General features: G+C 68.6%; 22 protein-coding genes and 1 tRNA gene. 11 read left to right on the top strand and 12 right to left on the bottom strand.

Annotation, left to right across the window (positions count from 1 at the left end):
* Positions 1-156: 156 nt before the first annotated feature.
* Positions 157-522 carry a hypothetical protein gene (locus tag ACGFYN_RS29180; RefSeq protein WP_393868869.1) on the bottom strand — a complete coding sequence of 122 codons (366 nt, stop codon included), beginning with the start codon at positions 520-522 and terminating at the stop codon, positions 157-159.
* Between the two features lie 175 nt (positions 523-697).
* Complete coding sequence (locus ACGFYN_RS29185; protein ID WP_393868870.1) at positions 698-955, bottom strand: hypothetical protein; 258 nt, start codon at positions 953-955, stop codon at positions 698-700.
* 306 nt (positions 956-1,261) lie between these two features.
* Here ACGFYN_RS29185 and ACGFYN_RS29190 point away from each other — a divergent pair, with 306 nt between their 5' ends.
* Positions 1,262-2,689 carry a condensation domain-containing protein gene (locus ACGFYN_RS29190; protein WP_393868871.1) on the top strand — a complete coding sequence of 476 codons (1,428 nt, stop codon included), beginning with the start codon at positions 1,262-1,264 and terminating at the stop codon, positions 2,687-2,689.
* Positions 2,690-2,742: 53 nt separating this feature from the next.
* Here the strand turns inward: ACGFYN_RS29190 and ACGFYN_RS29195 are convergent.
* Positions 2,743-2,816, bottom strand: a tRNA-Thr gene (locus ACGFYN_RS29195).
* A gap of 216 nt (positions 2,817-3,032) precedes the next feature.
* Between ACGFYN_RS29195 and ACGFYN_RS29200 the strand changes: the two genes are divergently transcribed.
* The 3 genes from ACGFYN_RS29200 (at position 3,033) to ACGFYN_RS29210 (ending at position 5,695) form a co-directional block, all read left to right on the top strand.
* Positions 3,033-4,169, top strand: a complete 1,137-nt coding sequence (locus tag ACGFYN_RS29200) for an ABC transporter ATP-binding protein (protein WP_393868872.1) — start codon at positions 3,033-3,035, stop codon at positions 4,167-4,169.
* Positions 4,170-4,404: 235 nt separating this feature from the next.
* Positions 4,405-4,860, top strand: a complete 456-nt coding sequence (locus tag ACGFYN_RS29205; protein ID WP_393868873.1) for a hypothetical protein — start codon at positions 4,405-4,407, stop codon at positions 4,858-4,860.
* A 103-nt stretch (positions 4,861-4,963) separates the two neighbouring features.
* Positions 4,964-5,695 (top strand): NDP-sugar synthase, encoded by a 732-nt coding sequence (locus ACGFYN_RS29210; protein WP_393868874.1) that lies wholly within the window; start codon positions 4,964-4,966, stop codon positions 5,693-5,695.
* A gap of 187 nt (positions 5,696-5,882) precedes the next feature.
* Here the strand turns inward: ACGFYN_RS29210 and ACGFYN_RS29215 are convergent, their stop codons facing one another.
* The 6 genes from ACGFYN_RS29215 to ACGFYN_RS29240 all read right to left on the bottom strand — a co-directional run bounded on the left by ACGFYN_RS29215 (position 5,883) and on the right by ACGFYN_RS29240 (position 12,290).
* Positions 5,883-7,532, bottom strand: coding sequence for a DoxX family membrane protein (locus ACGFYN_RS29215; protein WP_393868875.1), 1,650 nt, complete (start codon positions 7,530-7,532; stop codon positions 5,883-5,885).
* 143 nt (positions 7,533-7,675) lie between these two features.
* The gene (gene rlmB / locus ACGFYN_RS29220) at positions 7,676-8,617 is read right to left on the bottom strand and encodes a 23S rRNA (guanosine(2251)-2'-O)-methyltransferase RlmB (protein WP_393868876.1); all 942 of its coding nucleotides are present in this window, start codon (positions 8,615-8,617) and stop codon (positions 7,676-7,678) included.
* Positions 8,618-8,716: 99 nt separating this feature from the next.
* Positions 8,717-10,114 carry a cysteine--tRNA ligase gene (gene cysS, locus ACGFYN_RS29225; RefSeq protein ID WP_393868877.1) on the bottom strand — a complete coding sequence of 466 codons (1,398 nt, stop codon included), beginning with the start codon at positions 10,112-10,114 and terminating at the stop codon, positions 8,717-8,719.
* Positions 10,115-10,268: 154 nt separating this feature from the next.
* On the bottom strand, positions 10,269-10,793 hold the full coding sequence (gene ispF / locus ACGFYN_RS29230; protein WP_393868878.1) for a 2-C-methyl-D-erythritol 2,4-cyclodiphosphate synthase: 525 nt from the start codon (positions 10,791-10,793) through the stop codon (positions 10,269-10,271).
* A complete protein-coding gene (ispD, locus tag ACGFYN_RS29235; protein WP_393868879.1) occupies positions 10,783-11,535 on the bottom strand; it encodes a 2-C-methyl-D-erythritol 4-phosphate cytidylyltransferase in 753 nt (250 codons plus the stop codon). The genes ispF and ispD overlap by 11 nt, the downstream gene beginning before the upstream one ends.
* 272 nt (positions 11,536-11,807) lie before the next feature.
* On the bottom strand, positions 11,808-12,290 hold the full coding sequence (locus ACGFYN_RS29240) for a CarD family transcriptional regulator (RefSeq protein ID WP_003953493.1): 483 nt from the start codon (positions 12,288-12,290) through the stop codon (positions 11,808-11,810).
* A 589-nt stretch (positions 12,291-12,879) separates the two neighbouring features.
* Here ACGFYN_RS29240 and ACGFYN_RS29245 point away from each other — a divergent pair.
* A complete protein-coding gene (locus ACGFYN_RS29245) occupies positions 12,880-13,554 on the top strand; it encodes a DUF461 domain-containing protein (protein ID WP_393868880.1) in 675 nt (224 codons plus the stop codon).
* An 82-nt stretch (positions 13,555-13,636) separates the two neighbouring features.
* Here ACGFYN_RS29245 and ACGFYN_RS29250 read toward each other — a convergent pair whose 3' ends face one another.
* Together ACGFYN_RS29250 and ACGFYN_RS29255 are read right to left on the bottom strand one after the other, a co-directional pair.
* The gene (locus ACGFYN_RS29250; protein ID WP_015659563.1) at positions 13,637-14,317 is read right to left on the bottom strand and encodes a response regulator transcription factor; all 681 of its coding nucleotides are present in this window, start codon (positions 14,315-14,317) and stop codon (positions 13,637-13,639) included.
* Positions 14,314-15,579, bottom strand: coding sequence for a sensor histidine kinase (locus ACGFYN_RS29255; RefSeq protein WP_393868881.1), 1,266 nt, complete (start codon positions 15,577-15,579; stop codon positions 14,314-14,316). The genes ACGFYN_RS29250 and ACGFYN_RS29255 overlap by 4 nt, the downstream gene beginning before the upstream one ends.
* A gap of 234 nt (positions 15,580-15,813) precedes the next feature.
* On the opposite strand from ACGFYN_RS29255, the gene phoU reads away from it, so the two are divergent.
* The 5 genes from phoU (at position 15,814) to ACGFYN_RS29280 (ending at position 20,258) form a co-directional block, all read left to right on the top strand.
* Positions 15,814-16,515 (top strand): phosphate signaling complex protein PhoU, encoded by a 702-nt coding sequence (phoU, locus tag ACGFYN_RS29260; RefSeq protein WP_393868882.1) that lies wholly within the window; start codon positions 15,814-15,816, stop codon positions 16,513-16,515.
* 106 nt (positions 16,516-16,621) lie between these two features.
* Positions 16,622-16,774, top strand: a complete 153-nt coding sequence (locus tag ACGFYN_RS29265) for a hypothetical protein (RefSeq protein WP_384251370.1) — start codon at positions 16,622-16,624, stop codon at positions 16,772-16,774.
* A gap of 188 nt (positions 16,775-16,962) precedes the next feature.
* A complete protein-coding gene (locus tag ACGFYN_RS29270) occupies positions 16,963-17,211 on the top strand; it encodes an SCO4226 family nickel-binding protein (protein ID WP_393868883.1) in 249 nt (82 codons plus the stop codon).
* Positions 17,212-17,546: 335 nt separating this feature from the next.
* Complete coding sequence (locus ACGFYN_RS29275) at positions 17,547-17,996, top strand: hypothetical protein (protein ID WP_393868884.1); 450 nt, start codon at positions 17,547-17,549, stop codon at positions 17,994-17,996.
* A 657-nt stretch (positions 17,997-18,653) separates the two neighbouring features.
* On the top strand, positions 18,654-20,258 hold the full coding sequence (locus ACGFYN_RS29280) for a putative adhesin (RefSeq protein WP_393868885.1): 1,605 nt from the start codon (positions 18,654-18,656) through the stop codon (positions 20,256-20,258).
* A gap of 308 nt (positions 20,259-20,566) precedes the next feature.
* On the opposite strand, the gene ACGFYN_RS29285 is transcribed toward ACGFYN_RS29280, so the two are convergent.
* Positions 20,567-20,968 (bottom strand): hypothetical protein, encoded by a 402-nt coding sequence (locus ACGFYN_RS29285; RefSeq protein WP_393868893.1) that lies wholly within the window; start codon positions 20,966-20,968, stop codon positions 20,567-20,569.
* A 75-nt stretch (positions 20,969-21,043) separates the two neighbouring features.
* Here ACGFYN_RS29285 and ACGFYN_RS29290 point away from each other — a divergent pair.
* Positions 21,044-21,701, top strand: a 658-nt coding sequence (locus ACGFYN_RS29290; RefSeq protein ID WP_393868886.1) for a transposase, incomplete at its 3' end; no start/stop codon positions are given.

The following is a 21,701-nucleotide window of genomic DNA, read 5'->3' on the forward strand; positions in this document are numbered from 1 at the left end:
TGAGCATATACAGACGAAACGTAGTCATTTGGGATCTTCGGGGCCTTCTATGTGCCGTGTCGGTTTATGGCGATAAACATTTTTTCCATTCATCACCATTAAGAACGGCCGGTCCGGGTCACCCCGAATACCGGCCGTCCGTCACACGAAAAGGGGTCAGCCCAGCAGGCCACCGGGCAATTCGAAACCGTCGTCACTCTTGTCGTCCTTGACGGGCGCCGGAGCGCCGTCGGGAGTACAGGTCACCTCGGGACCGATGCGCGTGGCCCCGTTGTTCACCAGGGGGATGACCGGCAGCTGCATGGGCTGGATCGGCTCGCACGTCGTCGATTTGGGGATGGCGAAGCGCTCGCCCTCGGCCATCTGACCGGTGATCTTCTGCACGCAGGTGACGTTGCCCTGGAGGTCGAGGGTGCAGGTGCCCGGACCCGCGGCGGCATGCGCCTGGGTGACGCCGAGACCGGTCACAGCGAGGCCGCAGATGAGCCCCGAGACGGCCGCGATCTTCTTCCTACTGAACATGTGATCCGTTTCCTTTGTGAGGGACGCCCGTTCGGGGCCGATTCGCTTGAGAAGTGAAGGGCTGACCTGGGGTTGAGCGGCCTCGCACTCCGGGCCGCCACACACGGACGGGCCCCTTCGGGGGGTGACCCCGAGGGGCCCGCGGAAAGCGTCGCGCAGGACTTGGCGGCAGCCGTCAGCCGGTGAAGGCGTTGTTGAACTGGCCGCACGTGGTGTCGAAGGTCTCCGACAGACCCAGCACGCTGACCGGAAGGTCGCCCTCGGCCGCCGTCTGCGGGCTGCACTCCTGGTACGGGCGGTAGTGCTCGGTCGGCTTCGGCGCATCGTCGTAGCCGTAGCCGTGGGCGGAGGCGGTACCGGCGCCGGCACCGATGGCGGACAGACCCCCGGCCGCCACTGCCGCTGCGATCATGGCCTTCTGAAGCTTGCGCATGGAACCCTCGGTCCTTGATTGCCTGTAAGTCGAGGCTGATTGCCTACTGTGACTGGACGAACACTATCAGTTACAAATGGGTATTCCCGCACTGCCGAAAAGCCCGTGTCCGTACGAAGGGCCCGGGGATATGCGCCTTGATTAGCGCTACCTGATGCCCGGCAGACCGATTGGCTCACAACCGCCGATCACTCAATCCACTCAAAAGTGGGAACACATCATGTTCCGGGCATCTACTTTCGCGGTCGCGGCATTCCCTTGATCGGGTCCGCCCCATTCGGGCTCCAACTGCGAACGGAGACGCCCGTGCGAATGACCGACATCCAGCGTTGCGAGGTCCGGCCCGGACGGCTTGTCGAGTGGGCGCTCAGTCCGGAGACGGTCGCGGCTGCGGCGGACCTTCCGGCCGACCCCCGGCCGCCGGCGTACGTCCAGGAAGGACACATCAGGACCGCACGGTCCGTGCGGGAGGACGGCCTGTTCGTGCCGACCTGGCTCGGCACCGCCTTCGACATCCCGGGCACGGTCGACCTCGACGCGCTCGAGGCGGCGCTGCGCGGCTGGACGCTGCGGCACGAGACGCTGCGCAGCGGCTTCCGCTGGGAGGGCGACGAGATGCACCGCTTCACCCTCGAGCCCGAGGCCGTCTCGCTGCACCGCGAGGAGGTCGGCGACTTCCCGGACGCGGACCGGCTCGTCCAGCACCTCCAGGACCGTTTCGACGACGGCGCCAACGCCCTGAGCTGGCCCAACTTCCTCTACGCGGCGGTCATCAGGGACGACTGCACCAGCGTGTACATTGGCTTCGACCACAGCAATGTCGACGCGTACTCCATCCAGCGCATCCCCGCCGAGATCCACGAGCTCTACGCGGCCGCCCTGGAGGGCCGCCCCGTCGAGGGGGCGGCGCCGGTCGGCAGCTACGTCGACTTCTGCGAGATCGAGCGCGCGGACGCGGACCGCATGGACGGCACGCACGCGATCGTCAGCCGCTGGCGGGAGTTCATCCAGCGGTGCGACGGGAAACTGCCCAACTTCCCCGTGGATCTGGGACTTGAGCCCGGCGGCACGCTGCCCACGCAGAAGCTCATGCGGGAGATGCTCGTCGACGCGGACGCCGCCGCCGCGTTCGAGGCGTACTGCCGGCCCTTCGGCGGCAGCCTTGTCGGCATCCTCGCCGCCACGAGCCTCATCGTCCACGAGATCGGCGGTCAGCCCGTCTACCGCGCCGTCGTGCCGTTCCACACGCGGGTGAAGTCCAAGTGGAGCAACTCCGTGGGCTGGTACGTCGGCGGAGCGCCCATCGAGGTCGCCGTGGACGAGGCACCCAACTTCCTCACCGCGCTCAAGGCGGTGCGCACCCAGCTGCAGGGCAACCGGTCGCTGGCGCGCATGCCCCTGGCCCGGGTGCTGCGCCTGCTCGGCGCGGACTTCCGGCCGACCTCGCCCGACCTGTACTCGATCGTCTCGTTCGTCGACGCGCGGGGCATCCCCGGGTCGGAGCGCTGGGACGAGCTGGCGGCCTACGGGCTCGTCAGGGTGTCGTACGGCGACCAGGTGTGCGTCTGGCTGAACCGGCTGCACGAGGGCCTGTGGTTCACCTGCCGCTACCCCGACACCGACGCCGCGTACAAGAACATGCGGCTGTACGTCGAGCGGCTGCGGGACGTCATCGTCACCGTGGCCCGCGAGCAGCGGGCCGGCGAGCTCGCGCCGCAGGATCTCGCGGGATGACCGCGACGCACAGCAGGCTCGCTCCCGTGAGGGGGCGAGCCTGCCGTCGGCCGAGCCCCCTGTCGGATTCGAACCGACGACCTTCGCTTTACAAGAGCGGCGCTCTGACCAGCTGAGCTAAGGAGGCCTGCACGTCTGCTTCGCGTACGTGCCCGTGCAGTGTACCCAGGTCCCACAGGCCCCCTGTCGAAAATTTCCGCGAAGTTCACCGCCCCTCAGGTACTGACAGATCAGGCGAACGCCAGGTACCGTCCTGAGCCAGTTCACTCTCGTGGACTACACCACCACCTTCCTACAACGGATCGTCCGGCACGTTCCTGCCGGTAGAAGGGGGCCCTTCACCATGGCCACTGTTTCGTTCGACAAGGCGACCCGGATCTACCCGGGCACCGAGAAGCCCGCCGTCGACGGTCTGGAGATCGAAGTCGGGGACGGCGAATTCCTCGTCCTCGTCGGTCCGTCCGGCTGCGGCAAGTCCACCTCGCTCCGGATGCTCGCGGGGCTCGAGGACGTCAACGCCGGCGCCATCCGCATCGGTGAGCGCGACGTGACCCACCTGCCGCCGAAGGACCGGGACATCGCCATGGTGTTCCAGAACTACGCGCTGTACCCGCACATGACCGTCGCCGACAACATGGGCTTCGCGCTCAAGATCGCCGGCGTCAACAAGGCGGACATCCGCAAGAAGGTCGAAGAGGCCGCGAAGATCCTCGACCTGAGCGAGTACCTGGACCGCAAGCCGAAGGCGCTCTCCGGCGGTCAGCGTCAGCGCGTCGCCATGGGCCGCGCCATCGTGCGTGAGCCGCAGGTCTTCCTCATGGACGAGCCGCTGTCCAACCTGGACGCCAAGCTCCGCGTCTCCACCCGTACGCAGATCGCGTCGCTCCAGCGCCGTCTCGGCATCACCACCGTCTACGTCACCCACGACCAGGTCGAGGCCATGACGATGGGCGACCGCGTGGCCGTGCTCAAGGACGGGCTGCTCCAGCAGGTCGACTCGCCGCGCAACATGTACGACCGCCCCGCCAACCTCTTCGTCGCCGGCTTCATCGGCTCCCCCGCCATGAACCTGGTCGAGGTGCCGATCACCGACGGCGGTGTGAAGTTCGGCAACAGCGTCGTCCCGGTCAACCGTGACGCCCTGAAGGCCGCCGCCGACAAGGGCGACCGCACGGTCACCGTCGGCGTCCGCCCCGAGCACTTCGACATCGTCGAGGAGAACGGCGCCGCCGCGTCCTCCCTGACGAAGGACACCGAGGACGCCCCGGCCGGTCTCGCGGTCTCCGTCAACGTCGTCGAGGAGCTCGGCGCCGACGGATACGTGTACGGCGCCGCCCAGGTCGATGGCGAGAGCAAGGACCTCGTCGTCCGCGTCGAGGGCCGCCGGGTGCCGGAGAAGGGCGCCACGCTGCACGTGGTGCCGCGGCCGGGCGAGACCCACGTGTTCTCGACCTCCACGGGCGAGCGCCTCTCCGACTGAGGCGACAGGGCCGAACGGCAACCGCCGAAGCGCCCATCCCGGAAAATTCACCCAGGTTGACGAAGAGGGCCCCGCAAACAGCTGCGGGGCCCTTCTTCTTGTCGACAAATACCCCGGCAGACCGGTCATTTCGAGCAGTGCGCGTCAACCTCGTACCCCCTCCGAGGCGGTTCTTCATCCCCCGAACCGGTGACTAAATGTCGCCAAATCATCACCTGGCGCTACTCTCACTCGCGTGAAGCACTCCACTAACCGACAGACGCGATGCGGCCGGGGCCCCGCCCGCCGTATCGGCCGCACGCTCGCCCTCGTCCTGCCCGTCGTCCTGGTGCTTTCCGGGACCCTCGCGGTCACCCGAGTCAACTGGACGGGAAGCCAGTCCAACTCGGTCCTCACCGCCTCGGACGCGACCGACATCACCAAGGACGCCAAGGCGACCCACCGCGCCCCGCAGGACGTGCTGCGCGACAAGCTCCTGGCGGAGCTCCAGGAGGACGATCCGGGCGTGGTGCTCACGCACCTCCAGCAGGCCGTGGCGGAGCGCCCGTCGCTCGCCCGGCACTGCGCGTCCATCGCCCGCGCCGTGGGCCGCGCCGCGGTCCGCGTCTACGGCCCCACGCGCGCCCAGTCCTACGCCCGCCCCGTCTGCGACACCTCGTTCGCCTCCGGCGTCGCGGCCGCACACGTCTGACCCCGTCCCTCCTCCCCCGTGGCCGGTTCGGAGGAGGGTAACGGCTGATTAAGGAAGGGCTTCCGGCTCCGGACGTGGGCGGGACGCGCCGTACAGTTCGGTCATGACCGATCCGAACGCCGCCTCCCGCCCCGTTCAAGCCGTCGTCCTGGCCGGTGGCCAGGGCACCCGGCTGCGCCCCTACACCGACGACCGGCCCAAGCCGATGGTCGAGATACCCGGTACCGGGACTCCGATCATCGGCCACCAGCTTGCCTGGCTGGCCGAAGAGGGCGTGACCGACGTGGTGATCAGCTGCGGCCATCTCGCCGAGGTGCTGCAGGACTGGCTGGACTCCGCCGACCTGCCGGTGAAGGTGACGACGGTCGTGGAGACGGAGCCCCTCGGGCGCGGTGGCGGGCTGAAGTACGCCGCCGCCCACCTCCCGCACCCGGACCGGCCCTGGTACGCCACCAACGGCGACATCTGGACCCGCTTCTCGCTGCGCGACATGGCGGACTTCCACACCGAGCGCGACGCGACGGCCACACTCGCCCTGGCCCGCCCGCGCCTGCCCTGGGGCGCCGTGCAGACGGACGGCTTCGGGCACATCACGGACTTCATCGAGGCGCCGCCGTCGACGTTCGAGATCAACGCCGGTGTGTACGTCTTCTCGCCCGAGTTCGCCGGGCTGCTCCCTGAGCGGGGCGATCACGAGCGGACCACGTTCCCGCATCTGGCGCGTGAGAACCGGCTGGCCGGCTTCCCGATCCCGCAGGGCGCGTACTGGCGCGCCATCGATACGGCGAAGGATCTGACCGAGGCGGCGAAGGAGCTGGCCGCGCTGGGTCGCTGACAGTTCGCGGGGGTGTTGTTCTTCGGCTGCCGGTCGGGGGCGGCTGGTCGCGCAGTTCCCCGTGCCCCTCAGCGGCGCTGCAGGACCGTGAGCTGCGAAAGGGGCCCCGCACCGTGTGCGGGGCCCCTTCGTATGGACCCGGTGAGTCAGCCGGTGGGGGTGCCCAGGATGCCGCCCACCGGCTCGGCTACCCCAACAGGCCGCCCACCAGGCCCGGCTCGCCGGAGGAGGAGCCTCCGGAGCCGGTGCCGCCGGTCGAGCCGGTACCGCCCGCGCCGCCACCGGAGGTGGGACCGGCGCTGGTGCTGGGGGCGCCTCCGCTCGGCGAGGACTGCTGCGGCGGGGCCTGGCCCGCCGTGCTCTGGCTCTGGCTCTGGCTGGGCCTGCCACCGGTCGCCGTGGCGCCCGGCGTGGCCGCCGCGCCCGACGGGGTGGAGCCGGCGGTGGCGCCCTGCGTGGGCGAGTTCGAGGCCGACGGCGAGTGGCTGTGCCGTGCGCCCGGCGTGTGCGGGAGCGGCGAGCCCGGCAGCTCGTTGCGCGGGGCCTCGCCGGGGCCCGGGACGGTCACGCGGTCGGCGTCACGGACAGCACCGCCGAGCAGCGAGCCGACGAGCAGCGTGACGCCGGTCGCGACCGCCGTGACGAGGGCGCCGCGGCGCAGGACGTAGCGGCGCAGCTCCCAGATGTCGGAGCCCGGGCCGAGGCGCCGCCAGGCGTTGCCCGCGAGGCGGCCGTCGACGGAGTAGACGGGGGCGCCGGCGATGATCAGCGGGGACCAGGCGGCGAGGTAGATGATGTCGGGGGCGTCGTAGGCGGGGACGGTCTTCCAGCTGACCGTGACGATCAGCGCGGCGGAGAGCAGGGCGCCGAAGACGGCGGCCACCCGCTGCCAGCAGCCCAGGACCGTCAGGACGCCCACGACGACCTGCGCGAAGGCGATGACCAGGCCCGAGCCGACGGGGTGGTGCAGGGCGAACTGGCGCAGCGGCTCGGCGACTTCCCACGGATGCAGGGTGTTGAGCCACTTGACCATGGAGCCGCGCTTGCCGCCGTCGAAGTAGACGGGGTCGCACAGCTTGCCCATGCCGGCGTAGATGGAGATGAAGCCGAGGAAGATGCGCAGCGGGAGCAGGACGACGCCGAGGTTCATCCGACGGCCGGGGTAGTAGGCGTGCCGGGCCGGGTCGTCGCCGTGGCGTCTGGCCGACTGGTCGGTGCCGTCGGCCTCGCCGAACTCGTCGAAGTCCTCGAACTCCTCGGCGCCGTAGGCCTGTTCCTCGTCGTAGGCGCTGCCGACGGTGCGCATGGCGGGCAGGAGGCGGGTGCCGCCGGGGTCGTCGTCCTGGTGCTTGCGCTGGGCGCCGACGATCGGGGTCTCCACGGTCGCTTCGAGCTCGTGGTAGACCTCGTCGTAACCGCCGGCGCCGACGCGCGGGATGACCTGGGTGGCGCCCGCGTCGGCGGACGGCTCCTCGCCGTGCCCGACGCTGCCGCCCCGAACGGCCTGGAGCAGGCGGTGCGCGCCGGTGTCGTCCGGGGCGGACCTGCCGCTCCACACGACGGGCCGGCGCCGGGCGCCCGCGGCGGCCCCCGCTCTGCCCGCCGCGGTGCCGACGACCGGCTGGCGGGCGCCCTCCTGGGTGGCGCTCAAGTGCCGTGCGATCCGCGGCGACTGGGCGCGCTTCGAGGCGCCCAGCATCACGCGGAAGCTCGCATGGTTGACGATCACCTGCGCCGGGTCGCTCGGCACCTTCACCATGCTCAGCGCGGGAGCGTCATCGAATCCCGACGGGCCGTCCCCCGTGGGTGTGCGGGGTGTTCTGGTGTCCACACTCATCTAACCGAGTGACGGTCGTTTAGGACACTGCTTTGACTCGTGCCGGATGTGTCCGGACCGCGTCAATCTTGTCCCCGACACCCAGATCGACCCGCACGGGTGACGGTGCGGACGCGTGTTCACTCGCGCCCGCGTCGGCTGCGTCAGGCGCGCCGCCGAGCCGCCTCGTACAGAACGACTCCCGCGGCCACACCGGCGTTGAGCGACTCGGCACCACCCGGCATCGGGATGCGCACGCGGAAGTCGCAGGTCTCGCCGACGAGACGGGACAGGCCCTTGCCCTCGCTGCCGACGACGATGACGACCGGGCCACCCAGGGCCGGCAGGTCGCCGACCTCGGCCTCGCCGTCGGCGGCGAGGCCGACGATCACGATGCCCTGCTTCTTGTACGCCTCCAGGGCGCGCGTCAGGTTGGTGGCGCGGGCGACGGGCGTACGGGCGGCGGCACCGGCGGACGTCTTCCAGGCACCGGCGGTCATGCCGGCCGCGCGGCGCTCGGGCACGACCACGCCGTGGCCGCCGAAGGCGGAGACGGAGCGGACGACGGCGCCGAGGTTGCGCGGGTCGGTCACACCGTCGAGGGCGACGATCAGCGGGTCCGCGCCGTCGTCGTAGGCGGCGCTCGCCAGGTCCTCGGGGTGGGCGTACTCGTACGGCGGGACCTGGAGGACGAGCCCCTGGTGGTTGAGGCCGTTGGTCATGCGGTCGAGCTCGGGGCGGGGCGCCTCCATGAGGTTGATGCCGCCGCGCTCGGCCGCGAGCTGCAGCGCCTCGCGCACCCGCTCGTCGTTGTCGATGAACTGCTGGACGTAGAGGGTCGAGGCGGGCACGCCCTCGCGCAGCGCCTCGACGACCGGGTTGCGGCCGACGACCAGTTCGGAGGACGACTTGCCGCCGCGGCCGCGCGGCGCGGGACGGCGCGCCGCCTGCTTCGCCTTGGCGTTCGCGATGCGGTTCGCCTTGTGCTTCTTGCGCATCTCGGCGGGCGGGGTCGGGCCCTTGCCCTCGAGGCCCTTGCGCCGCTGGCCGCCACTGCCGACCTGCGCGCCCTTCTTGCCGGACATGCGGCGGTTGTTGGTGGCCATGACCTACCTGTCTGTCGTGAAGCGGATGTGCGTACGTCTATGAAGTGTGCCGCCCGGACAGCCGGGCGGCACAATCGATCTTCTGCTCGGCGGCCGGGCTCAGCGCGGGCCGAGGCTCCAGCGCGGACCCTGCTGGCCGTCCTCGATGGTGAGCCCGGACTGGTTGAGCTGGTCGCGGATGGCGTCCGCGGTCGCCCAGTCCTTGCGGGCGCGGGCCGCCTCGCGCTGGTCCAGGACCAGGCGTACGAGGCTGTCGACGACGCCGTGCAGATCCTCGCCGCGGTCGGTCTCGCCGGCCCAGTGCGCGTCCAGCGGGTCGAGGCCGAGGACGCCGAGCATGGCGCGCACCTCGGCGAGGCGGGCCACGGCGGCTTCCTTGTCGTCGGCCGCGAGAGCGGAGTTGCCCTGCCGGACCGTCGTGTGCACGATCGCGAGGGCCTGGGGCACGCCCAGGTCGTCGTCCATCGCCTCGGCGAAGGCGAGCGGCACCTCGGGGGACGGCTCGACGACGCCGGCCTTCTCCACGACGCGCTGCACGAAGCCCTTGATGCGCGCGAACGCCGACTCGGCCTCGCGCAGCGACTCCTCGCTGTACTCGATCATCGAGCGGTAGTGCGGGGTGCCGAGGTAGTAGCGCAGCACGATCGGGCGCCACTGCTTGACCATCTCGCTCACCAGGACGCTGTTGCCCAGCGACTTGGACATCTTGTCGCCTGCCATGGTGACCCAGGCGTTGTGCACCCAGTACCGGGCGAACTCGTCGCCGTAGGCCTTGGCCTGGGCGATCTCGTTCTCGTGGTGCGGGAAGATCAGGTCCAGGCCGCCGCCGTGGATGTCGAAGGCGGTGCCGAGGTACTTGTGCGCCATCGCCGAGCACTCCAGGTGCCAGCCTGGACGGCCGCGGCCCCACGGGGTCGCCCAGGTCGGCTCGCCGGGCTTGGCGGCCTTCCACATGGCGAAGTCACGCGGGTCGCGCTTGCCGGACTCGCCGGTGCCGGCGGGCTGCTGGAGGTTGTCGAGCTCCTGCCGCGACAGCTCCAGGTAGCCCGGGAACGAGCGCACGTCGAAGTAGACGCTGCCCTGTGCCTCGTAGGCGTGTCCGCGCTCGATCAGGCCCTGCATCATCTCGACCATCTCGGTGACATGGCCGGTGGCCCGCGGCTCGTACGTCGGCGGGAGGCAGCCGAGTGCGGTGTAACCCTCGTTGAAGGCGCGCTCGTTGTCGTAACCGATCGACCACCAGGGGCGGTTCTGCTCGGCCGCCTTGGCGATGATCTTGTCGTCGATGTCGGTGACGTTCCTGATGAACGTCACGTCGTAGCCGCGGTACGCGAACCAGCGGCGCATGATGTCGAAGTTGAGCCCGGAGCGGATGTGCCCGATGTGCGGGGCCGCCTGCACCGTGGCGCCACACAGGTAGATCGAGACGCAACCCGGCTTGAGCGGGGCGAAGTCACGGATCTGCCGGGCGCTGGTGTCGTACAGGCGAATAGTCACGTCTCCAAGGGTAGTGGGCGTGGGGTAGTGCCTTGCGACCTTCACGTCAAGGCGGACGCTTTCGTGACATTGCCTCCGGTGGTGGGGCGGGTCTTCATGCGGGCCGCGGCGCGGTCGCCGTGGACCGGGGGCCGCCACCCCTGGCGGCAGACGATCAGCCCACCCGCACCACGAGTGCCGTCGCGACCGCCATCAGGCCCTCGCCGCGGCCCGGGAACCCGAGACCGTCGGTCGTGGCGCCGGACACGGAGACCGGCGCCCCCGCCGCCTCCGACAGCAGCTTCTGCGCCTCGTCCCGGCGCCTGCCGATCTTCGGACGGGGTCCTACGACCTGTACGGCGACGTTGCCGATCCGGAAGCCGGCCTCGCGGACGATCCGGGCGGCCTCGGTGAGCAGCGTGACGCCGGAGGCGCCGGACCACTCGGGGCGCCCGGTGCCGAAGTGCTGCCCCAGGTCACCGAGTCCGGCGGCCGAGAACAGCGCGTTGCACGCGGCGTGCGCGACGACGTCCGCGTCGGAGTGTCCGGCCAGCCCCGGTCCCTCGCCCTCCCACTTCAGGCCCGCGCACCACAGGTCGCGGCCCTCCTCGAAGGCGTGGATGTCGGTGCCGATGCCGACCTGGGGCAGGGGCACGGGCACGTCCGCCGGCGGCCGGGGATCGGACGCTTCAGAAGCCATCGTTCAGCCTCCTGCGGGCCAGGACCGCCTCGGCCAGGACCAGGTCCAGCGGGCGGGTGACCTTGAAGGCCTCCTCGTGGCCGGGCACGAGGAGGACCGTGCTGCCGAGCCTCTCGACCATGCTCGCGTCGTCGGTGACGTCCTCGGTGACCTCTTCGTGGGCGCGGATCAGCGTGGCCCGGTCGAAGCCCTGGGGCGTCTGCACCGCACGCAGCCGGGCCCGCACCGGGGTGGCCACCACCGGCTCGGGCCCGCCCGGGGCCGCCGCCGGCTCGACCTCCTTCACGGTGTCGGCGAGCGGCAGCGCGGGCACGACGGCCGGCGCCCCGTCCCGTACGGCCTCGATCACGCCGTCGACCGTGTCCACCGGCACCAGGGGCCGCGCGGCGTCGTGCACCAGCACGATGTCGTAGTCGGGCGGCAGTGCGTCGAGGCCTAGCTTCACGGATTCCTGGCGGCTCTCGCCGCCGGGGACGACCAGGAAGTCGGTCCGCTCGGGCAGTGCGTGCGCGTCGAGGAGCGACTTGACCTCGGCGGCGCCGTCGGGCGGCGCCACGACGACGACCAGGGAGACGGCGCGGGACGCGGCCATCGCGCGCACCGCGTGGATGAGCATGGGGGTGCCGCCCAGCGCGCGGAGCGCCTTGGGGGCGCCCGGGCCGAGGCGTACGCCCCGTCCGGCGGCCGGAATCACGGCAGCCGTGCGGGCTTCCGCGGGCGAGGGGCGCGAATCGTCAGACATCGGTTCCTGTCAGGTTTGTGTGCCGTCCAGGCGTGGGTATGGCCTGGGAAGTGCCGGGCGCGACGCCTTGACCGGACCCTTCCGTGACCCTGGTCAGCCTGCAGCCCGGGCCCGGCACGCCAGTAAAGGGCACCGCCCTCTTTTGAACGTAGCTGTAGGCACGGCGTCCGAGTGCGAACATGCCGCAGCGCCCGGCGACAAAAAATACGTCATCGGGCACCGCGGCATTTCGATGTACTGAGTGCTGAAGCGGGCTTGCGCCTGCGTCAGGTTCAGGACGCGAGAACCTCGTCGAGCAGGGCCTCGGCCTTGTCCTCGTTCGTGTTCTCCGCGAGGGCGAGTTCGCTCACCAGGATCTGGCGGGCCTTGGCGAGCATCCGCTTCTCACCGGCGGACAGTCCGCGCTCGCGCTCACGACGCCACAGGTCACGCACCACTTCCGCGACCTTGATGACATCGCCCGAGGCGAGCTTCTCCAGGTTTGCCTTGTATCGACGCGACCAGTTCGTGGGCTCCTCGGCGTACGGCGCGCGCAGCACCTCGAAGACCCGGTCCAGCCCGTCCTGACCGACCACATCACGTACGCCGACGAACTCCGCATTGTCCGCTGGCACACGTACCGTCAGGTCACCCTGGGCGACCTTCAGCACCAAGTAGGTCTTGTCCACGCCTTTGATCTGGCGAGTTTCGATGGCCTCGATCAGCGCGGCCCCGTGATGGGGATAGACCACGGTGTCGCCAACCTTGAACGTCATGTGACAGGTACCCCTTCCGTGGCTATCCAGGGTAACACGGAAACGGCGGGTTCTGAATGGCGTTTTCGCAGGTCAGGGCATATCTCGGGGCTTGACAACAGCGACAGGAACGTGCTTCGCGGCCCTAGCGGAAGAAGGTATTCGCAGGTCGGAGCGGCTCTCCGGGGGAGGAGAAACGCGTACGTTACACACATCCGGAGGCCCTTCCAAGGGGACGAACGTCCGCATATGTCTGGTTCCAGATGTGCGACTTCCGCTACTCCGTTCGGTGCCGGGAGCCGCTTCCGCGCCGATTCCGAAATTGATCACGGGACCCCGTCCACGTCACCCGTTGTTCCCCCGCGTGATCAATTCCGGGGTGATCGCGATTTCCCGCACGGAAATTTCGCGCCCGCCGTGCGGGGTATGCCGAAGCGGCTTATGTGAATGGCGGACGAGTGAGTGCGCTCCCCCTCGTGAGCGATCCCGGCGCCCTGAGGGAGGGTCGGGTGCGGAGAGCCGGGAACGGCTCGGTAGCCTATGGGCCACTGACAGACACCTGGGGCGGCTTCACCGGTCGCCACGTTCGAGTCAAGGAGTTGCCGCCGCCGTGAGCAGCAGCCTTCGACGCGGCGCTCCTGCCGCCGCCGTCATCGCGTTCTCGATCGCCTCGCTCGCCGCGTGCGGCGCCGGCAGCGACGCCCAGACCCTGGAGGTCAAGCCGGACAACGCGGCCGTGAAGGTCGGTGACATCAAGGTGCAGAACGCACTGATCGTCACGCAGCCGGACAGCAACGCGACCGGCCCGGCCGTGGTCTCGGCCACCCTCTTCAACAACGGCGACGCCGCGCAGACCGTCGACTCGATCGCCCTGCCGAACGTCAACGCGACCGCCCAGGTCAAGCCTGCCAAGGGCGGCGGCAAGCTCGTCGTCCCGGCGCACGGCTCCGTGGTGATCGGCGGCAAGGGCAACGCCAGTGCCGTGCTGCCCAACGGCCGCGAGGCGGTCCAGGACGGCAGCGTCCGCAAGGTCACCTTCACGTTCAGCAAGACCGGTGACGTGAGCCTGCAGGCCTTCGTGGTCCCGGCCAAGAGCTACTTCGAGCACTGGGGCCCGAGCGAGATCCCGTCGGCTCCCGCCTCCCCCACCGCCAAGCCGGGCAAGACCGCGACGGGCTCCCCCACCCCGACCGGCACGGCGGCCACCAACCCCGCGAACAAGCCGAACACGTCGGCCACCCCGACCGACTCGGCCTCCGCGAGCGCCACGGCCTCCGGCCAGTAGTGAGTACGACGAAGGGCGGGACCTCTCCGGGAGGCCCCGCCCTTCGTCGTTCGTACGGGCCTTACGGCTCGTACGCGGCTCTCTACGGCTCGAACTTGTAGCCGAGGCCGCGGACCGTGACCAGGTAGCGCGGGGCGCCCGGGTCCGGCTCGATCTTGGCGCGCAGGCGCTTGACGTGGACGTCGAGGGTCTTCGTGTCGCCCACGTAGTCGGCGCCCCAGACGCGGTCGATGAGCTGCATACGGGTCAGCACCCGGCCGGCGTTGCGCAGCAGCATCTCCAGGAGGTCGAACTCCTTGAGGGGCAGGTCGACCTTGGAGCCGGAGACCGTCACCACGTGGCGGTCGACGTCCATGCGGACCGGGCCGGCCTCCAGGGCCGCCGGGGTCACCTCCTCCGGCTCGCCGCGGCGGCGCAGGACGGCCCGGATGCGGGCGACCAGCTCACGCGAGGAGAACGGCTTGGTGACGTAGTCGTCCGCTCCTATTTCGAGACCGACGACCTTGTCGATCTCGCTGTCCTTGGCCGTCACCATGATGACGGGAACGTTGGATCGGCCGCGCAGCTGGCGGCACACCTCTGTACCGGGCAGGCCCGGCAGCATCAGGTCGAGGAGGACGAGGTCGGCGCCGTTGCGCTCGAACTCGTCGAGTCCGTCGGGGCCCGTGGTCGCCACAGCGACCTCGAAGCCCTCCTTGCGGAGCATGTAGGACAGGGCGTCGGAGAAGGACTCCTCGTCCTCGACGACAAGCACTCGGGTCACGGAAGGACCTCCGGGGCGGGAAGCGGTTCGTACGGGGATGACTGGGGGGTGGTGCGGCCGGCCTCGTCGTCGAGATCGTCCAGGTCGGGATGTTGTTGCGCACGGTCGCGGGCAACCCCCGCCTCCGGCAGCCTCAGGGTGAACGTGGAGCCCTGACCCTCCGAGCTCCACACCGTGACCTCCCCGCCGTGCGAGGCGGCCACGTGCTTGACGATCGCCAGCCCCAGCCCCGTGCCGCCGGTGGCACGGGAGCGAGCGGGGTCGACGCGGTAGAAGCGCTCGAAGACGCGCTCCTTGTCCTTCTCCGAGATGCCGATGCCCTGATCGGTCACGGCCACCTCGATGTGCTCTCCGCCGGGCGCGGTCACCCGGCGGGCGGCTATGCCCACCCGGGTGCGGGCCGGACTGTAGTTCACGGCGTTCTCGACCAGGTTGCCGAGGGCGGCGGCCAGCTGGCCCCTGTTGCCCCAGACATGCAGGTCGGCCGTGCCGCCGGCGGCCATGGTGATCTGCTTGGCGCCGGCCTGGTGGCGGCACCGGTCGATCGCCTCGGCGACCAGCTCGTCCACGCGGACGGGCTCGGCGTCCTCCAGCGGGTCGTCGTTCTGCACCCGGGAGAGGTCGATCAGCTCCTGCACCAGGTTGGTGAGCCGCGTGGCCTCGATCTGCATACGGCCGGCGAAGCGCTCGACCGCCTCCGGGTCGTCGGAGGCGTCCATGACGGCCTCGGACAGGAGGGAGAGGGCGCCGACCGGTGTCTTCAGCTCATGGCTCACGTTCGCGACGAAGTCGCGCCGTACCGCCTCTATGCGGCGGGCCTCGGTGAGGTCCTCGACCAGCAGGAGCACCAGCCGCGAGCCGAGGGGGGCGACGCGCGCGGAGACGGCGAGTGCCTCGCCCCGCCCGGTCCCCCGCCGCGGCAGGTCCAGCTCGACCTGGCGTATCTCCCCGTCTCGCCGGGTGTCCCGGGCCATCTGCAGCATCGGCTCGACCGAGAGCCGGCCGCCGCGGACCAGTCCCAGGGCGTATGCCGCCGAGCTGGCCTTGACCACGGCGTCTGCCTCGTCGAGCACGACGGCCGACGACCGGAGCACGGACAGGACCGTGTCCACACCAGGCGGAAGCACCGGGTCCGTGTGCAGGGAGGTACGCGTGGGGCGCTTCTGCTCCCGCTCGCTCCAGCGGAACGCCAGCATGGCGATCACACCGGTGAGCACCCCGGCGATCGCTGCCGCTGCGGCGACCGCCGCGTTCACGTCCATGCCACCAGGTTAGGCATGACGTCGGACATCCCCACAGCCGTCCGGGTGCGACCTCGAACACTCGTCGCCCAGAGTTCACCTTGGCGCCAGTATTGATTCATTTGGGATGGCGGAAAACGACGCGTGCAAGCCGGAACGTGGGAGCGTGGGGTGCGAAGCGCCGGTAGGACGACGGACGTGGGCCCCCGCTCCTGCCCCGGCAGCCCCGAAGAACACGTAAGAGAGGGATCCCTGATGCGGGACGCGTACCACGAGGAACTTGACTCGATCGGCGACGGTCTGGTGGACATGGCCCGGCTCGTCGGGTCGGCGATCGGGCGCGCCACGACCGCCATCCTCGACTCCGACCTCAAGCTCGCCGAGAGCGTCATCGAGGGCGACAAGAAGGTCGACGAGCTCCAGCACGACCTGGAGGCGCGCGCGATAGCCCTGCTCGCCCGCCAGCAGCCGGTCGCCACCGACCTGCGCATCGTCGTCACCTCGCTCCGTATGTCGGCCGACCTGGAGCGCTCCGGCGACCTGGCCCAGCACGTCGCGAAGCTCGCCCGCCTCCGCTTCCCCGAGCGGGCGATCCCGCACGACCTGCACGCCACCATCCTGGAGATGGGCCAGCTCGCGCAGCGCCTGATGGCGAAGGCGGCCGAGGTGATCGTCACCAAGGACGTCGACCTGGCGATGCAGCTGGAGCAGGACGACGACGAGATGGACCTGCTGCACCGCACCCTCTTCCAGCACCTGCTGGACGACCGCTGGCGGCACGGCATCGAGACGGCGGTGGACGTCACCCTCCTCGGCCGCTACTACGAGCGCTACGCCGACCACGCGGTGGCCGTCGCCAAGCGTGTGGTGTTCCTGGTGACGGGTGAGCACGCGGACGACCTCCAGGGCGACATCCAGCCGGAGATCCAGTCGGTGGCGGGAGCCGAGGGGGCGTAAACCGGAGGGGCAGGGCGTGCGGGCGCCACAGTGCGCCGTTGATGCGCCCGGTGAAGCGGGCATGCAATGGGCAGAGGCATCAGCCTCTAGGTCTCCAGGAGGACGCATGGCCGAAGCCCCCACCCCGCCCGACCCGACGCAGGAGCGCGAGACGGAACAGCCCGCCGAGATCAAGAGCCTCCCGCTCTTCGGCGCGTGCGGCTGCGGCTCGGGCTGCGGCTGCGGGTGCCAGTCGGGCAATCCCTGTCAGTGCGGTTGACCGCCCGACGACTGTGTGACGACCACGTACGGCGATGAAGGGCCCCGGTGAACATGCCGGGGCCCTTCTCCCGTGGCGGGCGGGGCCCGCCGCCCGCTCGCCTGGTCCGCCCCGCGGGCGCAGCATGGAGAAGTGGGGGACAGACGATCGCACCCGGAAGTCGCAAGCCGGGAAGGAGGTGCGGCGTCATGGCTCAGTTCATGGACGTACACCACGGGATGGTCGGCATCACGGCCGACCAGCTGCGCCAGGCCCACCAGGCCGACCTCGACATCGAGCAGGACGAGGGCGTCCACTTCGTGAAGGCCTGGGCGGACCCCCAGTCCGGAATGGTCTACTGCCTCGCCGAGGCCCCTTCGGCCGAGGCCGTCCAACGCGTCCACGAGAGGGCGGGCCACAAGGCGGACGAGATCCATCCCGTACCGCTGACGGTCTGAGGGCCCACAGTGGGCGCGCCGTGGAAATGCCCCCGCCCCGCACCATAAGTGCAGGTAGGGGGCATGATCACAACGGTTACTTCTTCTTGCCCTGGGTTTCGACCGCCCGGTTTTTGGAGCTGGTCAGCAGGGTGCTCACCTCAACTGACCTGCGGTTGGGCCGTCGTTAGTTGTCGTTGTCTGTCGTTGCTGATTGACCTCGGAGGTTTCGGACAGGTCCCGACTCAGGGTCTCTCACGGTTGCCCCGGCGCTCATCAGTCACGCGACGCGAGCCGGACAAGCGCCGTGAATAACGGCAGGCGAGAGACGTCTCAGGCTGGCGTACCGTCACGCCATGAACACGTCCACGACGGGGCGAGGGGACGTCTCCTATCTCGCGCCTCTCTTCAGCGCAGCCGCAGCCCATCGAGGAGACAACCGCTTCCTGTTGCTGCCCGACCCGGCGGAGCGCAGCCGTCTGGCGAAGGACGACGAACCCCTGAAGTCACGGGGAGCCGCCAAGTTCATCCAGTCCTCCTTCTCGGCTGGCCTGATACACGTCGAAGCCTTCACGAAGCTCGTAGTGGTTGCGCACCAGATCGACCCCTACAGCCCTTGGACCTTGCTGCGGGGTGCCCTTGAGAACTTCGCCACTGCGACGTGGCTTCTGCCCGGCGCCGCCACCGAGTGTCACTGTCGGCTGATGATATCCGCAACCGCGACCAGCACGAGGCGGACACGAACCACGTCACGGGGCCGAGAGGCAAGACGGGAGCGGAGCGCCAGAAAGAAGTCAAGCAAGTGACTCAGAGCCTCGGTCTCCCCGAACTGAAGAAGCCCGAGGCCACGAGCATGGTCTACGAGGCCGCCGCGAGCACTGGACTCGAACCCACCCAAACCCGAGCACTGTGGCGTGTGGCCTCCGGCTTTGCGCACGGTGGCTTCTGGCCCAACCTCCGTGCCTCGGAAGTCCGCGGTGCGACGCCCATCTCGAACGGTGGCCACCTCATGGCCTTCGTCGTCGATGACGACAAATTGGAAGAGATGGCGGAGGCATGCCGGAAGCTCCGCGAACATACGGCTAGCCGGTACCAGGCATGTAGCACTGCTCCGTAACGCTGACACGCATTGCAGACGCGACCTAGCGCTAGAGGCCGGACCCGCTAGCGCTAGAGGTCTCGCTAGCGGCCTGCACCGCCTCTGGCCAGGCCGCTAGTGCCGCATCAGGCAACGTTCGCCCTGTCGCGATGTGTCGTGCAGTTGCTGCGCTGGGAAGCACCAGACGGCCACAATGCTCCCCGAGAGGACGGCATCCTCATGCATGGCGCGTTGAAACGAAATACGAGCCATGACGCCCCCAGTCCGGTATGGGAGGTTTAGACTGTATGGGTGCTACGACGCGAAGACGCCTGCCTCATGCGCCGCACTCCGCATGCACCGGTACCACGACAGGAGGCGGATCATGGCCTCGCCCACTCCAGACGACCCAAAGTCACCGCCTCCTCCGGAAGGCGCCACCACGCCATCCGTCGCCTTTGACGACACTGCCGAAAGCGCCACCACACCTGCACCGAAACCGTCTCCCGAAGAGAAAACGCCTGCCCTCACCAGGGAGCAGATGATGGATGCAGTCGAAAAAGGCTTTGCTGCGGACCTTGCTGCCATAGGTAGGGCGTCGCCTCGCCAACTCGCTGCGATGCGTCAGGAATGGGCCACATTCTTGGCCAAATTCGAAGACGAAGTCAAGAAGGCCGTTTTGGAACCCCCAGAAGACAAAGGATGGGTGGAATTCCAGACTTTGTCCGAACTCCAAAGAGGGGAACTGCATGAAAAAGAAGATATTCGGGCGAGGTATGTTATCGAGAGGGCGCAAAGCAGCTCGGAGGATTTCGAAAAGAAACAGGTCACTGCCCCCCAGGACCAGGTGAGCCTGCCGGATGCATGCCTAATTTGCGGCAAAACATTCCGAATCGGAGAATTCGTCGGCGTCATTCGTCACGGTAACACCATTCATATGATGCACTATCTCAAGTGCCTGCCAGAATATCCGGGCGACGACACTCCGCCAATGACAATAACGGCCTGTGACGAGTGTTCTCAGATATACGCCATTAAAAATCACCCCAAATTTGGGGCCCTCGTTATACCGGAGAAGGCGGAGCAGCCGCCAGAGGTGACGCTCATGGGGCATGGGGGCGACCGGCCCGAAGAGGACACGTTCGTCCCCAGGGGCATGAAGGTCCATACCTATGCCGATCCAGGCAAGGTACTTGGGGCGATGGATGCGATGATTATCGCCATGAATCCTCATCTGTATCCCGTCAAGGCAACCTTTAACCAGGGCGCAACCATTCCTAACATGAGCTTCAGCCCGGACCTTCCACATGAGCTCGTATTGGACATGGAGGCCGTGGCCGATGCAATGGGACCACCGGGCAGTTCGCCGAACAGCAGACAGACCCTGAATATGGAGACGCTTAAGGCTCCGGGAGGCTCTGTACAGTGGCTTGCCGTCCAAGATCAACTCTGTACCGACTCTACAGGATGTCAGCTGCCTTATCATACCTGCAATGGGCTACTGAGTACCTATTACGGTGTCGAAAATCTCTACCTCGCTACCTGTTTCGGAGGCGGAGGCCTCGCCGAACTCTCCGAGGGCAGTAATCTCCGTGCAACTTACGCACGACTGGCCGAGCTCATCATGGACGTTGGTGACACGGACGTGCCACATGCGTTGAATGTGTTTGCGGATATGCCCAAGTGGAGGCAGAGCGCCCTACTGCAGGAAGATGAATTCAGAATCTGGTATAACCAGGCATTGGAACACGCCGGGAAGCTGCTGGCCGCCGGATACGGAACCGAAGAGAAGACCGGCACCGAAGAGAAGGCTTCCTCTCCCCGGGCACCGGCAGTGAGTACCGCACGGGGTGGTCTGATACCTCCTCCACCGCCTCCGGACGACATGGAATTTCCTCAACCCCCGCCTCCCGAAGACGAGGCTCCTTCTTCCCGAGAACCGACTGCGGGTACCGGTCAACCGGCGTCTTCCGAAAAGGAAGACGAATAGCAGGGCATGCAAGCCGAGAGGAAAAGGCACCCCGGCCCAGAAGAATCGCTACTGAGATTTTCAGTTCGGGGTGACGTCATGGCGGCGTCGTAATCAGTCCGGTCTGCGGGGCGAGCCGTCGAGCAGGTCCCGCCAGTACTGAAAACGGTCAGCCACGGCCGCTTCCCATCAACTCGCGCATGGCGGCGTCATCGTGGTGGCTATAGGTGAGGTAGGCCGCCGGCGAGATGCTCATGGGCCGGGTTCTTTTCAGTCGGCCCCCTCCCGAACCGTGCAGGCGGCTTTGGCCGCACACGGCTCTCCAGTGATCACTTCCGGGGAAGAGCTGAGCCGCGTCCTGCATGGATGCTGTGGTGGCAGGCTGAGCAGACCACCAGAGTCGTGTGTCGCCGCGCTGCCATCAGGGTCATCCATGACGGCCGATCCGGCCGACCGGGCCTGTTGAGATCGGCGAGTTTCCGAAGGTGGTGGACTTGAAGTCCCCTGCCCGCGCTGGAGATCTCGCATTTCCCGGCCAGGAGCCGATGGATCAGCCCGTTGCCAGGGCTGGCTATGATCGGTCGGTCAGGACAGCGGTTCGCTTGCGGATGAGAGGGATCCCGCCGAAGCGGGCGACCACCTACGTTGTTCTGCGGGAGGCGGTGAGCCCTTGGTTGCGTCCAGGGGAGTGGTGTACGGGTTCGACCTGATCCGGGGGTTTGCTCCGGCATCGGGATGGTGCCCGCATAGATGAACGGCCACCGGCGGATCTTCGAAGTGACGAAGCCTCGAAGGAGATCAGCACGATGACCGCACCAGACAGTGTGCCCCTGCACGCCCTCGCGGAAGACAACCTCGCTGCGGCGAGTGCGGATCTGCTGCGCGCGATGGTCAAGACGTTCGCCGACGCGCTCATGTCCGTGGAGGCCGATGCCCTCTGCAACGCCGAATACGGCCAGGTCAGCGATGAGCGCGTCAACCACCGCAACGGCTATCGCCCGCGCGAGTGGGACACCCGCGCCGGCACCGTCGAACTGGCCATTCCCAAGCTGCGCCAAGGCAGCTACTTCCCGCACTGGCTGCTGGAGCGACGTCGGCGGGCCGAGCAGGCCCTCATCTCGGTGGTCGCCACCGCCTACCTGCTGGGCGTCTCCACCCGCCGAGTCGAGAAGCTCGCGGAGTCCCTGGGCGTCACCCAACTGTCGAAGTCCCAGGTCTCCGCGATGGCCAAGCACCTGGACGAGCAGGTCGCCGCGTTCCGCAACCGGCCCCTGGACCAAGGCCCTTACTCGTTCGTCTGGGTCGACGCGCTGACCCAAAAGGTCCGGGAAGGCGGCCGCATCATCAACGTCCACGCGCTGGTCGCGGTCGGGGTGAATACCGACGGACACCGCGAGATCCTCGGCGTCGACGTCGCGACCGCCGAGGACGGTGCCGGCTGGCTGGCCTTCCTGCGCTCACTGA

Source organism: Streptomyces sp. NPDC048419, from assembly GCF_043200415.1.
In the GTDB taxonomy this organism is placed as follows: domain Bacteria; phylum Actinomycetota; class Actinomycetes; order Streptomycetales; family Streptomycetaceae; genus Streptomyces.